Genomic DNA, 14289 nt, shown 5'->3' with positions numbered 1-14289 from the left:
CGCGTGATGAACTCGGCGACGATCGCATCGACACGATGATCCGCCTGCCGGCGACGCTTCGCGGGATCGGCACCGTCATCGACCTGGCGCATCGCATCCATCGCCCGCTGACGCGCGGCGGCGAGCGAGATGCGCGGATAGACGCCGATCGTCATTCGTTTCTGAGTGACGCCGTAGCGATATTTGACGTTGAAGGTCTTCCGGCCTTCGGGCGTTACGCGGACGCTCAAGCCAGGGCAGTAGCTGTCATGGACTTCGTATCGCTCGGCCTGTGGTTTGAGCGCCTCAAGGGCCTTGTCGGTGAGTGCTTTTCGCATGTGTCATCCTTTCGATGACACCCTAAAAATCACCTATTTGCGCCGATCTCAAAGAAATAATCGGCTGCGGACGCCGTGGATCGGAAAAGTTACACCTGACGCGATCTGCTCACCTGCCTATAATGACCGGGGGGTGTTTTAGACCGAAAGTCGAGTGCAACGCGCATACCTGGAGCCGTTTTAAAGGCCTTGGATTTTCAGGCCTCATGGGATTGCATGATACATCGGGAGCTGACCTATCGGGCGCAATCGAAGCCGATCATGAGCGGGCAAATTCCATTAACAGCCCGATCTCCCCCGCATCTGCCGTTTGAAGCGCGGTCACGTAGGTTTTCCTCGTGGTTCCTGCGTCCACCAGATTTGTGCGTCCCCAAGTGAAACGAGGACGCTTCAATTGGATAGCCAATATGTCGGTCGCCAACCGAGAGTGTCGGCCATTTCCGTGGGGGAATGGATGGATCGAGACAAGCAGATGGCCAAAACGGATCGCGATCTCATCCGACTCATAGGTGCCGTGCTCGACCCAACATCGGGTGGTGTCGACAAGCTGCCGTACCTCGGTTGGAATGCGGTACGCATCGATCCCGATATTGCGGGCAGTCGTGCGGAAACGCCCGGCCCATTTCCACACATCGCCAAACATCCGCTTGTGCAGTGCCCTCAGGAATGCGTCGTCGAGGACATCGCTTTTGCGCAAACGGGCAAGCCATCGATTGGCTTGGGTGATGTTGACCTGCTCGGCCTCATTCAGTTCGGCACGCAAGCTTATATATGTTGGGATCAGTTGTTCGCGCTCTTCCGCTGTCAGCGGTGTGTTGGCTTCGTCGTCCCCTGCAAAAAGCGGATCGGTCATTCGTCTTCCCACAGGTAGCGAATGGGCTCTGCGAGAATCTCGTTGGTCAGCCGTTCAATCTCCTCTTCCGTCTGTGAAGGAGTTAGTGACTGATTTTCCAAAAGCATGCCTTGGGCAGTGGGGCCAAGTTGATCATAGGCCTTTTGCCTAGCGCGATCCCGGATCATGTCGTCGAGGGGTTTTGCCGGCAGGAAGGCGTAGACGAACGTGCAATCGAGAGCCTCGGCTGCTTCGCGAAGAGACTTGATCGTCGTCGATCCCGTCGTTTCAGCCTTTTCAAGCGCGACGATGCGGGATTGGGCGACATCCATTCGTTCGGCAAGTTGGCGTGATGACACGCCGAGGGCATCACGGATCGCACGCAGCCAGCCACCACGTGGCCGGGCAAACTCGACGGCTCTTAGCGCGCTAAGCCTTTTGTCCAGATTCTTCCTGGCGAGTTCAGCGTGGCGATCTTTGCCCATTGGTCCTCCAACGCCAATATGATATCAAATATGTGTTCGTGTCAATCGAATGTGATCACCCACTCATGATCAAGAACACGCATTGCTATCTGCTATGAGTGATCAAGTGGGACGCAAAGATCATGCTAAAAGGTGGCAGGCTAGTAACGCGCATAGCGAAGATCGCCGTTCGGATCGGTGATGATCAATAGAAAGCAGTTCTATCGATCATGGATCATGCCTTGGATTGATCGATAGGCTCAGGAGGCGCAAGCAAATGCAACTTAGCGCATAACGCGAGATTATGTCACTGACAGCATATTGACATTTTATGCCGTTGAAGACATATTACCCGAATGAAGCAGCTTGTACGCACCGCTAAACAGATGGGCGAGGCCATTGCACGCGAGCGTCGATCGCGTGGGCTTACTCAAGGCCAACTAGCCGAAATGGCGGGCCTGCGACAGGAGGCGATCTCAAAGATCGAAAGTGGCAACCCGGCCACACGGTTCGGAAGGATCACCGACATCCTCGCCGCACTTGACCTTGAGCTCACTATGGGGTCGCGCACGAAAAGCACGTCGCAGGACATCGAGAGCATCTTCTGATGGGGCGCCGTCCCGCTCGCGCCCCGCTCAACGTGTTCCTCAATGACCGCCACGTCGGTCTGCTCGTCCGCGCAGCCAGCGGTGCGATCGAGTTCGCCTATGATGACGAGTGGTTGGCGTGGGAGCATGCCATGCCTGTCTCGCTCTCACTTCCCCTGGGCACGCGCCGTTATGTCGGCGCTCCCGTCTGGGCCGTGTTCGACAACCTGTTGCCCGATTCCGAGCCGATACGCCGCCGCCTGGCTGAACGTGTCGGCGCTCGCGGAACGGATGCCTTCAGCCTGTTGGAGCGCATCGGTCACGATTGCGTGGGAGCCTTGCAATTCCTGCCTGGCGACGAGCAACCCAGTTCGACCCGGATGGTCGATGGCGCCCCGCTTGACGAACACGACATCGAGTCATTGCTGGCCAACCTGTTCCGTGCGCCGCTGGGTGTGGACCGAGCCGTGGACGAACATTTCCGCATTTCGCTTGCCGGCGCTCAGGAGAAGACGGCGCTGCTGTGGCATGAAGGGCGCTGGCTTCGGCCGCACGGCACCACCCCTACGACCCACATCCTGAAACCGGAGATCGCCGTCCCACAAGGCGGGATCGGCCTGGCCGATAGCGTCGAGAACGAGTTCTATTGCATGAAGCTGATGGAGGCGTTGGGGTTTCCCACCGCGCCCTGTCAGATAGCCACATTCGGCGCACGCAAGGCGCTGGTTGTCGAACGCTTCGACCGCATTTGGACGCGCGACGAGCGACTCATTCGATTGCCGCAGGAGGACTGCTGCCAAGCTCTCTCCGTCCCCCCGACGATGAAATATCAGGCCGATGGAGGACCGGGCGTCTTCCAGATCATGACCCTGCTGACCGGCAGCAACGATCCCGCCGCCGATCGCTTGACCTTCTTCCGTGCGCAAGTCGCGTTTTGGCTGCTCGGCGCCACCGATGGACATGCGAAGAACTTCAGCTTGTTCCTCCGCCCTGAAGGCACCTTCGAGCTCGCGCCGTTGTACGACGTGCTGAGCGCCCAACCCATGGTGGATTGCCGTCACATCGGACGCAATGCGTTCAAGCTGTCGATGGCGGTCGGCAACAGCGGGAAATACCGGCTCAACGAGATACACGGTCGCCACTTCGTGGAAACCGGCAAGGCGTGTGGGCTTTCCGCCCCCCGGATCAGCCGCATACTAGACGAGCTTCGCGAGCAAATCGTGACCGCGATTGAGACAGTGAACACAAGTCTTCCGACCGACTTTCCGCCAGGGCTCGTAACGAGCATCGCAGATGGCGCCCGTAAACGCGCCGAAAGCCTGATCATCGCCGAATAGGATTTGCCCTGACGTGCTCGCTCGCACTGCTTACATTCCTGCCGCTGGCCGCCCTCTCGCGAAGCGTCACGCTCGCTCGATCGGCATGCTCTACCGCTCTGTTTCCCAACAATCGGAAGTTGAAAAGCTCTTCAACATGGGTCCCACAGGGGTATCGGGCGCCTGCGGTTGCTTGCTCGGACCTGCGATAGCTTGCCGCGGAATGAGCGGGCCAAAGACCCGCTGATACAATGACTTTGAAGCGATATGAAGCGAGATGAGTCAATGTTCTCAGATACTTAGCCGCGCTCTTAATCAGCGGTTCCTTGGTTCGAGCCCAAGTGCGTCCACCAAATCTTCCAGGAAATCAAATACTACAAGATGGTGTCGCTGGGGCCTCGGGGAGGCAGTGTGCCCGTAGGTTTACAAACTAGGTTACACGGCCGAAGCGGCATTGGTTGCGGTCAACAACGCGGGCGGTCTCATATTGTCCGCCTGCCGCGGTGGAGTATTGCTTTGGCTACAGCTTGAATCCTGCCGCTATGCCGGAGGCCGTCGGATGCTTGAAGCCAGATCCTGCTTGTCCCGCTTTGACAGCCGGAAGTATCGATTCGCTGCGCGACGCTTGGTAGGTGGATGGGCGATCGGCAGCACCTTGCGGATCGGCTCGATCCCATAGGCTTCACGATCTTCATCGATGAAACCGGTCATCGCCCGAACGGGCGCTCGAGCTCCACCTCAGCAAATAGGACGATGGCTTGCGCAGGATCTCGCTGGCCTGACGCAATCTCCGGTTCTCGCGCTGAAGCGCCTTGAGCTTGTCCGCTATCTCGCCGGTACGCCGGCGCGCTTGTCGCTATCGACCTCGGTCTTCTTCGGCCACTCGTGCATTGCCTGCGGCACGCAGCTGATCTTCTCCGCGAGCGACATCATTGCTGTCACCGCGACGGGTCATTCTCCGCGGCCTCGATCGGCATGCGCCCGAAAGCGCTGGCCGACCGTGATCAATGCCTGCATCGCAGTGGGCAACAGCCGCCCGGTCGGGCTCATACTCGTCGGCGAGGGGCGCGAGCGCGAGCGCATCCTGGCCCATGTCGGCGGCAAACCCCCACATTCGCCTGACTGCACCGCTCCGGGATCGGGCCGAGTTCGCCCGCTTGCTCGCCAGCGCCGACGTGCTGATGCACGGCTGCGAATCCGAGGCCTTCTGCATGACGGCTGTCGAGGCGCGTGCCTCCGGTCTGCCGATCGTCGTGCCGGCCGAAGGTGGGCCGCCGATCATGCGCGACACGGTGGCGAGACGTTCCAGCCGGCAATACCGGTGCGGCGCAGCGGCGCTGCGGCGCATCCTGGAGCGATCCAGCCAGCCTGTCGATACCGCCCCTGTGCGAACCATGAACGATCATTTCGTGACGCTGTTCGTGGATTATGCGCTGCTCGGCACGGCATCGCGCGCGGCCTGACGGCACGCCCCCGGGCGCCGTTCGATCAGCAGAGCGCGCAATGCGCCGGCCAGCAGCGCGGTTGATCGCAATTTCTCCCGCAGCGGCAGATCGATCACGGGGCCGGCGTCGGTCTTGTTGACGTCCACGATGTAGATCCGCCCGTCGTGGCGATCGCGCAGGATATCGAGGCCACCCCAATCCAACCCGATCGCCGCACAGAAGCGCCGGATCGCGCACCTCTCGCCTTCCGAGAAAACCATCGCCGGATCGCGCGCCACAACTTTGGCGTTGTGCGCGGAGAAGCGATCCCGCTCGCGCCGAAGCTTCTCCCACACGACGACCGGTGCGCCCGCGACGCAGGGCGTGCGCAGATCGTGGACGTGGCTTCCATCGGTCGTATCTACGAGCTTCTGATAGACGAAGCCCTCGCGCGGCGCGCACGGGCACTGAACCAACCGCCCGTCGTGCCTGGCATTCACCTCGCTTTTCTCGACCGCAAGGCCGGTCGACGTCGCGGGATCGAGTGCCAGAGGATAGCCGAATATGGTTTCGAAAACGGCCGCTACATGGCCTTTGGAGATGTCCGTACAGGCGAAGTTGAGGCATGGCAGGTCGCCAGGCTGCGGCTGTGGCGCGCACCATGTCGCGTCCTCGAAGAAGAAGGCGCAATCGGCCTTGGTCAGGTCGGTGGTGACCGCGATCCGCGCCCAGGTGCAGGCGGCCCGGATCAGATACCAGGGTCTGGGAAGATCGGGCGTGAAGCCGAGGGTGATCGTTGCCCGCTTATGCCGGAGCCACGCGGCGCGCGCCGTGATGCACAGATAATAGACCAGCCAGATCGCGACCTCGCGGACAATCCCGCCATCGATCCTCGCCGTCGCGCCGGTCTTGCGCACCCGCACCGTGCCACCGCGGATCTCGAAGTCGGCCAGCCAGCCGCCCCTCCAACCCATCAGCCGAGCCTCGTCGCGATCATCGTGACCGCCGCGATCCGATCGACGCCTCGGTAGCTTGGCCGCCAGAGCATGCCGCCGAAAATGTCGGGATCGAGCTCGCGGTAGCGGACGGCATATCCGCCGCGCGACAGCTCCTTTCCGAGCGTTTCGCCAAGCGCATCCTGTCCCTCCACGATCGCGCTGGCGCCGTAGAGGAGGATCGTGCCGTCGCTGCCGAGCCGCGATGCGCTCTGGCGCATCCAGTCGAGCGTCACCGCCGAGCCCAGCTCCGTCCCGCCGTTGCGATACCGTCCGCTGATCGAGCCCGCGAGGAAAGGCGGGTTGGCGATCACGGCATCGATCCCCCCCTGCACGGCGCTCAGGCCGTCCCCCTCGATCACGTCCGCCTCGATCCCCGCCGCGGCCAGATTGATCCGCGCGAGCCGCACGGCTTCGCGATTGATGTCGATCAGCACCAGCCTGAGGTCGCGCCGTGCCGAGGCGAGCGCTAGCGCGCCGGCGCCCGCCCCCGCCCCGAGGTCGACGACGCGGGCGCGCGCCGGCAGCATCGCTGCGACATCCTCGAGGAAGCGTGCGAAACGGTAGGAGTCCGGGCCGAAGAAGACCGCATCCCGGCCGGCCGACAGCGGCGAGTGAAGAACGAGGTGACGGCCGAGGCTGGACACGCGCAGTCGGCTGCGGAAACGCCCGAACGAGAGCGGCTGTAAGATGCCCGCCCAACCCATCCACTCGAGCATCGCAGGCGCGATGTCGCGTGCTCGAAACGCGCGGTTCCAGCCGAAGATGTCGCGCAGGGAATCCGGGCGGCGCAGCATCCGCCTGAGGCGGCCTTCATGATGCGTCCTGCGGTTCGGGGCGACAAAGCTGTAGTCGGCGAGCCTTAGCCGCCGGAGAAGCTCGAGCAGCGCCTGGTCGCGATCGATGGCACTGTCGGACTGGTTCTGATCGCGGATCTGGCCCTCCCTCGCCACACTGCCGGTGTTCGGCTTCACCTCCAGACGCCAAGCATCGCGCGGAGCGCACGCAATTGCGTCACAAAGTCTCGCTCGCGCCACGATGATCCCCTCTTCCCGCGACCAGCCGGTAGAGGCTGGGCAAGAGCAGAAGGGTGAGAATCGTGGACGTGATGATCCCCCCGATCACCACGGTCGCGAGCGGACGCTGCACCTCGGCGCCTGCCCCGGAGGCGACCGCCATCGGCAGGAAGCCGATCGAGGCGACGAGCGCGGTCGAAAGCACCGGCCGCAGCCGATCCTGCGCGCCCTGCCGCACCGCCTCGTCCAGAGTACGGCCCTCGCGCAGGCTGTTGATGTGATCGATCAGCACCAGCCCGTTCAGCATCGCGATGCCGGAAAGCGCGATGAAGCCGATCGCCGCAGTGATCGAGAAGGGCATGCCCCGCACCCACAACGCCAGCACGCCCCCCGTAACGGCGAAGGGGATGCCGGTATAGACGATCGCCGCCTCCTTCACGCTGCCGAGCGCCGCGTAGACGAGGACGAAGATCATCAGTAACGCCGCGGGCACGACGATAGTGAGGCGCGCGCGCGCGGCCTCCAACTGGTGGAACTGGCCGCCGAACTCGACGCGATAGCCCTCGGGCAGTTTCACCTGTTGATCGATCGCGGCGCGAGCCTTCTGCACATAGCCTTCGAGATCGCTGGTCGAGAGGTTCACCATCAGTGCGGCGCGGCGCTTGGCATCGTCGTGGAGGATCGGTTCGACGGTGCGGGTCTGCTGGATGCGTGCGACGCGGCCGAGCGGTACGAGGCCGTTGTCACCCACGCGCAAAGGCAGGGCCAGGATGGCCGCCGGATCGGCGCGCAGCCCTTCGGCCAAGCGCACGACAATGCTGTGGCGATGGTCGCTCTCGGGGATGAAGCCGACCTCGGCGCCGCCCACCGCGCTCTGGATCGCCTTGTTGACCTCGTCGGCGCCGAGGTTCAGGCGCACAAGCGCGGCATGGTCGAGCGCGATCACGACGCTGGGGGTTCGGCCCGCCGCCTCGAACTCGACATCGCCCGTGCCGGGGATGCCCTCCAGCACCTTCTTCGCCTGCTGCGCGGCTTTCTCCAGCACGTCGTAATTCTCGCCGAAGAACTTCACCGAAATGTCGGCGCGCACGCCCTCCAGCATCTCGTTGAAGCGCATCTCGATCGGCTGGGCATATTCGAAGGTCTGCTCGGTATAGAGGTGGCGCTCGGCCTTATCGATCGCGGCGACGAGCTCGGTCTTGTTCCGTGGCGCACCGTCGCCCTTCGGCCAGTCCTTCAGCGGTTTGTAGAAGATGTAGAGGTCGTTCTGGTTGGGCGGCATCGGGTCGGTCGCCACCTCGCTCGTGCCGATCCGCGCGAAGGTGTGCGTGACCGCGGGGAAGCGGCGCAGGATGTCGCGCTCGGTCGCCCGCTCGATCGCGAGGCTGCGCTCCAGCGACAGGTCGACAGGGCGATAGACCATCGCGGTGATCGACCCCTCGTCCAGTCGCGGGGTGAATTGCGAGCCGAGCGTCTTGAAGACGACGACCGTACAGCCCAACAGCAAGAGCGCGCCGACGCCGAGCAGGATCGGATGCGTCAAGGCACGGTCGAGCGCCCGGCGATAGCCGCGCTCGGCATAGCCGATCAGCCCCTTTTTGCGGCCATCGCCCTCCTCGCCCTCGGGCGCACGCAGCAGCCATGCCGCAAGCGCGGGCACGACCGTGAAGGTCGCGATCATCGCGGCGGCAAGCGCCAGCATCACCGCCTGCGCCATCGGCTGGAACAATTTGCCCTCGACCCCGCCAAGGCTCAGCACGGGCACGTAGACGAGGGTGATGATCGCGATGCCGAAGAAGACCGGCCGCGCCACCATCCGCGCCGCCTCGACCACGATCGCGCGCCGCTCCTCGGCGGTGAGATCCTCGCCCTTCTCCCGCCGCCGCTGGGCCAGCAGACGCAGCGCATTTTCGACGACAACGATCGCGCCATCGACGATCAGCCCGAAATCGAGCGCGCCCAAGCTCATCAGATTGCCCGAGAGGCCGATGGCGTACATCCCCGTCACCGTCGCCAGGAAAGCGAGCGGAATCACGAGTGCGACGATCAGCGCCGCCCGCCAATTGCCCATCACCACCAGCAGCACCAGCGCCACCAGCACCGCGCCCTCGCCGAGATTGCGCTCGACGGTGTGGATCGTCCGGTCGACAAGGTCGGCGCGGCTATATTGCTCGTGAACGATCATGCCCTTGGGTAGCCCGGCGCGGATGCCCGGCAACGCATCGGCAACACGCAGCGCGACCTCGCGGCTGTTCTGTCCGACGAGCATCATCACGGTGCCGAGCACGGTCTCGCCGCCACTGGCGGTGGCGGCACCCTGGCGCGGGGCATGGCCGATCGTGACGGTGGCGAGATCGCGCACGGTGAGCGGCATCGCGCCGCCGGCGAACTTCACCGGAAGCGCCGCGATCATGTCCGCATTTATCACGCGGCCTTCGGTGCGCACCGTGAAGCGATTGGCGCCGCGGCTGATGACGCCGCCCCCGGCATTGGTGACGTTCTGCCCTACGGCATTCGCCAGTTCGCCGACGGTGACGCCGTGCGCGGCGAGGCGCACCGGATCGGGCTGGACGACGAACTGCTGCTCCAGCCCGCCGTTGGAATTGATGGCGGCGACACCTTGCACGGTGCGCAGAATCGGTCGCACCGTATATTCCTGCGCCTCGTAGAGCTCCATCAGCTGGCGTTCGGGCGACATGCCGCGCGGCGGATGCGCCCATTCCAGCGTATAGTAATAGATCTCGCCCAGCCCCGTCGTGATCGGCGCGAGCTGCGGCGAGGAGCCCGGCGGCAGCATCTCGCGCACGCTCGCCAGCCGCTCGGTGACGAGCTGGCGCGCTTGCAGTTGATCGGTGCCGTCCTTGAACAGCAGGGTGACTTGGCTGAGCCCGGTTTTTGTGAGCGAGCGCATCTCATCGAGATTGGGCTGGCCGCCCATGGCACGTTCGATCGGCAAGGTCGCCAAGCGCTCGATCTCCTCCGGCGCCAGCGAGGGAACGGTGGTGTTGATCTGCACCTGTACCCCGGTGATATCCGGGATCGCGTCGATCTGGAGGTTAGCGAACGACCAGAGGCCTACCGCCGCCACGAACGCGGTGACCAGCGCGACGGCGAGCCGTCGGCGCGTCATCCAGTCGAGCAGCGCGGCGATCATTCGGACGGGCCGTCGCTTCCCAGCGCGCGCAGCGACAGCAGGGCCTCCAGCGCCTCGCGGCGGGTTTCGAGCACCGCGCTCATCGCCGAGAGGTAGGAGGATTGCATCTGCGTGTAGGTCGCCAGCGGGATCGCGCCGAGGCGGAAGTGGCGATCGGCTTCCGCCGCCGCTTCGGCGAAGCGCTGCGGCGAGTCCGCATCCCACCGCCCGAGCGCCCGGCGCTTCGCCTCATATTGCGCGGCATGATCGAACACCTCGCGCGCGATCCGGCGCTGCGTGCTGACAAGCGTCGCGTCCGCCTGCGCTTGCCGCCCCTGTTCAGCGGCGACCTCGCCGGCCTGCGCGTTCCAGACGGGCAGGTTCGACGAAAGCCGGACGCCGTAATTCGTTTCGCGATTGTCGGCGCGGCTACGCCCATAATAAGGGCCGACGGAGACGATCGGGAACCGCGCCTTCTTCGCCAGATCGACGCGCAGGCCCTGCTGCTCGAACTGGACACGCAGCGCGCGCAGCTCGAAATTGTTGGCGTCGACCATGGCGGCGATCGTCGTCGCCGCCGGCAGATCGGGCAGCGACATGGCGGGCCGCACGATCCGCAGCCGCGCCGCGAACGGCACCCCGCGCAGCTGGTTAAGCTCGTAGAGAATCGTGTTCGCCTGGGCATCGGCGGTGGCGGCATCGCGCTCGGCACTGATCGCGCCCGCCTGCAGCACCGCCGCCTCCAGCCGTGGCGCGGGACCGGCAGGATCGCGCGTGACGATCACTTGCGCCACCGCGCGCATCCGCATCGCGACGGCGCGAGCGGCGGTCGCCTTCTCGTCCGCCGCGAACAGGCCGTAGCCGAGCGAGCGGGCACGCGCGGCGAGCGTCGCCCCGAACTGTGCGAGGCCGATCCTGGCAAGCTCGATCTGGCGATCCGCGATCGCCCGGCGCAGCGCGATCCGTCCGCCGAACTCGATCGGCTGGACGACCGAAACCGTATAGGCGGCACCGTCCCCGGTGGGGAGGCCCGTCGCGGCGTCGTATGCACGTCGCTGGCCGAATTCGACGGTGAGCTGCGGATCGGGCAGCCGCCCCGCCGCCTGGCGCTCGACGCCAGCCGTCTCGATCTGACGCTGGTAGAATTGCCGCTCCGGATTGCTGGCGACTACCTCGTGGACGAGCGCATCGAGCGAAAGCGCAGGCGTCTCCTGCGCCACCGCCCCAACCGGGAGTGCCGCCACTACAAGCGCGAACCGATACAGCATCTTGCCAATCCCACATTGCGGCATGACGACGGAAAGCCCGCCTAACCGCGTCTCTACCCGGTTGGATCGGCACCCGTCTGCCAAATCCCACGTCCGAAGATGAATCCTGCCGATCTCCAACGGCCCCTCGCGGCGGCATATCCGATCCCGCCTTAGCGAACGCGCCGTGGTCCGGTTAGCCCCCGTGTCCTTCCGCCGAGGAAATGGGCTATGACGCGGCTGTGAGACGCTTTCATGAGCTCGACGAACGCGAAATCCTCGCTTTGGCCATCGCCAACGAGGAGGAGGATGGGCGCGTCTATGCCGATTACGCCGAATATCTGCGCGAAAATTACCCTGACAGCGCCCGCCTGTTTGACGACATGGCCGCAGAGGAAGAAGAGCATCGCCGCGCACTGATCGATCTCTACGTCGGGCGGTTTGGCCGTCATATCGCCTACATCACCCGGCGCGATGTGCGCGGCGCGCAATCCCCCGCTGCCCCGCGTGCGACGATCCTGAAGGGGATCGACGCCGTCCGTGCCGAGGCCAAGCGGATGGAGACCAACGCCAGCCGTTTCTATCGCGAAGCCGCCGACCGCAGCACCGACGCACCGATCCGCAAGCTGCTGGGAGATCTGGCGTCGGCCGAACTCGATCACCTGCGGATCGCCGGTACGATCGAGCAACGCCGATTGCCCGGCCAGCGCCGCGATCGCGAGGACGACGCCGCCCGCCGCCGCTTCGTGCTCCAGATCGTACAGCCAGGGCTCGTCGGCCTGATGGATGGATCGGTTTCGACTCTGGCACCGGTGTTCGCCGCCGCCTTCGCCACGCATCACCCGTGGGACGCCTTCCTCGTCGGCCTCGCGGCGAGCATCGGCGCCGGCATCAGCATGGGTTTCGCCGAGGCGCTGGCCGACGACGGCAAGCTCTCCGGGCGCGGAACGCCGATCTTGCGCGGGGCGGTGTGCGGGATGATGACGACCGCCGGTGGGATCGGCCACACATTGCCCTTCCTGATCGCGGATTTCTGGACGGCGATCGGGGTCGCCGCGTTCGTCGTGGCGATCGAGCTCGGCCTGATAGCCTGGATCCAGTATCGCTACATGGAGGCCCCGCCGCTCTCGGCCGTCGCGAAGGTGATGCTCGGCGGCGCGCTGGTGCTGGCGGCCGGGATCGCCATCGGCAGTGGATAATATTCCTCAGAAGCGTGCCGCCATTGAGACTCCGCCGCCATCGCTGTCACCCCAGGCGTCAGCCGGACTGCCTGGCTGTGGCGCGATGTCAGCAGGAGGCCACTGCCCGATCCGATCGCCGCCCTGCAACGACATCGCACCAGTGATGCTTGCGCCCTTCGACCCGCGCCGTCGCAAGGCTCGCCAATGCGAACGCCGGCAGCCCCGCCTTCCGGCCGTATCGATTCTCGAGCGTCGCGGCGGCCGCGAACGCCTCGGCGCTATGGCCGGAGGGGAAGCCCTTGCAATCGCTGTGGTCGGATCGCTCCTCGGGAAAGATCTTCTTGAGCAGCAAGGCCGCGCCACCACCTGCGATCAGGCTTTCGCCAGCCTGGAGATCGCCCTTCCAGCCCCTGTATCGCCGGTACGCTTAGGACGGATCGACATTTAGCGTAGCCAGATCATGGATGCGGCGAGGTGGACGAAGCCGGTAAAGTGGATTGTCCGGCGGTCGTAGCGAGTGGCGAAGCGGCGGAAGTGCTGAAGCATCGCTTCATGAACAATCGGTTATCCGATCCCGTCCGGCCTCGATCGCCGACCTTACCGGGCAGCAGCGCCTCGATCTTCCGCCACTGCTCCTCGCTCAACTCGTATCGCTTGATGCCCATCGACCGCTCCGCGTCAAAACACGGAACCTCATGAATCAGACATTCAACCGATTGGGAATCCTAAATATCGATCCGTCCTAGCCGTTCCGGCGCGCCGTCCGGGAGCATCACCCGGCTATCGCGGATCATTCGGCTGATGCTGTGCGCTTAGGTGTGGTCAACGTGGACCGGCGACGTCTTGGTTGGGAAAGCGGCGAGGATGGCGCGGGGCTGTCCCACCTTTCTGTTGAGGTTCGGCGATGCGGGTTGCGTTTGGCGCGACGGGGGTGGCACACGCTTTTGATCGTGTGCGGCGCCTGGGGGGGCGGTCGACGTGGCGGCTGACGGTCGGCGTGGCGGCGGCGCTGGTCACGGTCGCGGCGGTGGCCGAGGCGCAGGACGGCCTGATGCCGCTCAATCGGCACGCCGTCGCGCCGGCGCCGACCGGGCTGTCGGTGCTGACCTACAATGTCGAGGGCCTGCCCTTTCCCTTCGCGACGGGCCGCAGCGGCGCCGCCCGGCGCATCGCGGAGCGGCTCGCCGCGCTTCGTGCCGAGGGGCAGCAGCCGCACGTCGTGGTCCTGCAGGAAGCCTTCGGCAGTGCCCAGCAGGCGATCGGCGAGCAGGCGGGCTATCGTTACACGGCGCTCGGCCCCGATCGCGATCTCCGAAACGACGAGCCGATGACCGATGCCGATCGTGCGTTCGTCGGTCATGCCCGCCTGATCAAGGGCGAGACCGTGGGCAAGTGGCGCGGCAGCGGCCTCGCCATCCTTTCCGATTATCCGATCGTCCGCGTCAGGCGCGTGGCTTTCCCGGCTTGGGCGTGCGCGGGCTATGACTGCATCGCCAACAAGGGCGTGCTGCTCGCCGAGATCGCCGTGCCGGGATCGGACAAGCCCGTCACCGTGATCGCCACCCACATGAACTCCAAGGACGCCTCGGGCGTTTCCAAGGCGCGCTGGAACGGCGCGTTCGATCGCCAGGTCGAAACGATCGGCAAGTTCCTCACCGCCAATCTCGATCGCGACGCGCCTTATGTCTTGGCGGGCGATACCAACATCGGCAAGTCGATACCGCGCAAGGCGGCGTTCGAGGCGATGCTGGCCGGCCTGCCGCGGGGCGGCGGCAGC

14 protein-coding genes, 1 pseudogene and 1 other annotated feature are annotated in these 14289 nt (G+C 64.8%); of the genes and pseudogenes, 5 read left to right on the top strand and 10 right to left on the bottom strand.

The features are described from left to right. The 3 genes from HUU94_RS06290 to HUU94_RS06280 form a co-directional block, all read right to left on the bottom strand. The coding region (locus tag HUU94_RS06290) for an Arm DNA-binding domain-containing protein (RefSeq protein ID WP_174274249.1) at positions 1–317 on the bottom strand (317 nt) is incomplete at its 3' end. Between the two features lie 259 nt (positions 318–576). Further along, a complete protein-coding gene (locus tag HUU94_RS06285) occupies positions 577–1170 on the bottom strand; it encodes a mobile mystery protein B (protein WP_174274248.1) in 594 nt (197 codons plus the stop codon). Further along, positions 1167–1634 (bottom strand): mobile mystery protein A, encoded by a 468-nt coding sequence (locus HUU94_RS06280; RefSeq protein ID WP_174274247.1) that lies wholly within the window; start codon positions 1632–1634, stop codon positions 1167–1169. The genes HUU94_RS06285 and HUU94_RS06280 overlap by 4 nt, the downstream gene beginning before the upstream one ends. 335 nt (positions 1635–1969) lie before the next feature. Here HUU94_RS06280 and HUU94_RS06275 point away from each other — a divergent pair, with 335 nt between their 5' ends. Then, positions 1970–2221 carry a helix-turn-helix domain-containing protein gene (locus HUU94_RS06275; RefSeq protein WP_174274246.1) on the top strand — a complete coding sequence of 84 codons (252 nt, stop codon included), beginning with the start codon at positions 1970–1972 and terminating at the stop codon, positions 2219–2221. Then, positions 2221–3537, top strand: a complete 1317-nt coding sequence (locus HUU94_RS06270) for a type II toxin-antitoxin system HipA family toxin (RefSeq protein ID WP_174274245.1) — start codon at positions 2221–2223, stop codon at positions 3535–3537. The genes HUU94_RS06275 and HUU94_RS06270 overlap by 1 nt, the downstream gene beginning before the upstream one ends. A 519-nt stretch (positions 3538–4056) precedes the next feature. Here HUU94_RS06270 and HUU94_RS13000 read toward each other — a convergent pair. After that, positions 4057–4227 carry a hypothetical protein gene (locus HUU94_RS13000; protein WP_174274244.1) on the bottom strand — a complete coding sequence of 57 codons (171 nt, stop codon included), beginning with the start codon at positions 4225–4227 and terminating at the stop codon, positions 4057–4059. Then, positions 4154–4269 (bottom strand) — a sequence feature (AL1L pseudoknot). (Overlaps the previous gene by 74 nt.) A 254-nt stretch (positions 4270–4523) precedes the next feature. Here HUU94_RS13000 and HUU94_RS06260 point away from each other — a divergent pair. Continuing rightward, positions 4524–4979: a glycosyltransferase gene (locus HUU94_RS06260; RefSeq protein WP_438827110.1), complete on the top strand. Its 456-nt coding sequence runs from the start codon at positions 4524–4526 to the stop codon at positions 4977–4979. Here the strand turns inward: HUU94_RS06260 and HUU94_RS06255 are convergent. The 4 genes from HUU94_RS06255 to HUU94_RS06240 are packed head-to-tail and all read right to left on the bottom strand — an operon-like array spanning position 4943 to position 11352. After that, on the bottom strand, positions 4943–5914 hold the full coding sequence (locus HUU94_RS06255; RefSeq protein WP_174274242.1) for a hypothetical protein: 972 nt from the start codon (positions 5912–5914) through the stop codon (positions 4943–4945). The two genes, HUU94_RS06260 and HUU94_RS06255, sit on opposite strands and share 37 nt — an antisense overlap. Next, positions 5914–6909, bottom strand: coding sequence for a methyltransferase (locus HUU94_RS06250; RefSeq protein ID WP_174274241.1), 996 nt, complete (start codon positions 6907–6909; stop codon positions 5914–5916). Before HUU94_RS06250 ends, HUU94_RS06255 begins: the two co-directional genes overlap by 1 nt. 40 nt (positions 6910–6949) lie before the next feature. Beyond that, entirely contained in the window at positions 6950–10105 is a 3156-nt protein-coding gene (locus HUU94_RS06245) for an efflux RND transporter permease subunit (RefSeq protein WP_174274240.1), read from the bottom strand. After that, complete coding sequence (locus HUU94_RS06240) at positions 10102–11352, bottom strand: TolC family protein (RefSeq protein WP_174274239.1); 1251 nt, start codon at positions 11350–11352, stop codon at positions 10102–10104. The genes HUU94_RS06245 and HUU94_RS06240 overlap by 4 nt, the downstream gene beginning before the upstream one ends. A 221-nt stretch (positions 11353–11573) precedes the next feature. Between HUU94_RS06240 and mbfA the strand changes: the two genes are divergently transcribed. Beyond that, entirely contained in the window at positions 11574–12530 is a 957-nt protein-coding gene (gene mbfA / locus HUU94_RS06235) for an iron exporter MbfA (RefSeq protein WP_174274238.1), read from the top strand. Between the two features lie 88 nt (positions 12531–12618). On the opposite strand, the gene HUU94_RS06230 is transcribed toward mbfA, so the two are convergent. Together HUU94_RS06230 and HUU94_RS12785 are read right to left on the bottom strand one after the other, a co-directional pair. Further along, complete coding sequence (locus tag HUU94_RS06230) at positions 12619–12864, bottom strand: phosphatase PAP2 family protein (RefSeq protein WP_174274237.1); 246 nt, start codon at positions 12862–12864, stop codon at positions 12619–12621. A 199-nt stretch (positions 12865–13063) separates the two neighbouring features. Next, positions 13064–13171, bottom strand: a pseudogene (locus tag HUU94_RS12785) (IS5-like element ISNeu3 family transposase); the annotation flags it as partial. A 272-nt stretch (positions 13172–13443) separates the two neighbouring features. Here HUU94_RS12785 and HUU94_RS06220 point away from each other — a divergent pair. Then, a partial coding sequence (locus HUU94_RS06220) for an endonuclease/exonuclease/phosphatase family protein (RefSeq protein ID WP_174274235.1) occupies positions 13444–14289 on the top strand: 846 nt, incomplete at its 3' end.

Source organism: Sphingomonas bacterium (assembly GCF_903644055.1).
Taxonomy (GTDB): Bacteria; Pseudomonadota; Alphaproteobacteria; order Sphingomonadales; family Sphingomonadaceae; genus Sphingomonas_I.
Note: the sequence above shows the minus strand (reverse complement) of the source record. Positions and strands in the feature narration are given on the sequence as shown.

What these genes read in the sequence shown, in the direction of transcription:
- HUU94_RS06285 (WP_174274248.1), bottom strand. Translation starts at nt 1,170, where the DNA reads ATGACCGATCCGCTTTTTGCAGGGGACGACGAAGCCAACACACCGCTG.
- HUU94_RS06280 (WP_174274247.1), bottom strand. Translation starts at nt 1,634, where the DNA reads ATGGGCAAAGATCGCCACGCTGAACTCGCCAGGAAGAATCTGGACAAA.
- HUU94_RS06275 (WP_174274246.1), top strand. Translation starts at nt 1,970, where the DNA reads ATGAAGCAGCTTGTACGCACCGCTAAACAGATGGGCGAGGCCATTGCA.
- HUU94_RS06270 (WP_174274245.1), top strand. Translation starts at nt 2,221, where the DNA reads ATGGGGCGCCGTCCCGCTCGCGCCCCGCTCAACGTGTTCCTCAATGAC.
- HUU94_RS13000 (WP_174274244.1), bottom strand. Translation starts at nt 4,227, where the DNA reads ATGACCGGTTTCATCGATGAAGATCGTGAAGCCTATGGGATCGAGCCG.
- HUU94_RS06260 (WP_438827110.1), top strand. Translation starts at nt 4,524, where the DNA reads ATGCCTGCATCGCAGTGGGCAACAGCCGCCCGGTCGGGCTCATACTCG.
- HUU94_RS06255 (WP_174274242.1), bottom strand. Translation starts at nt 5,914, where the DNA reads ATGGGTTGGAGGGGCGGCTGGCTGGCCGACTTCGAGATCCGCGGTGGC.
- HUU94_RS06245 (WP_174274240.1), bottom strand. Translation starts at nt 10,105, where the DNA reads ATGATCGCCGCGCTGCTCGACTGGATGACGCGCCGACGGCTCGCCGTC.
- HUU94_RS06240 (WP_174274239.1), bottom strand. Translation starts at nt 11,352, where the DNA reads ATGCTGTATCGGTTCGCGCTTGTAGTGGCGGCACTCCCGGTTGGGGCG.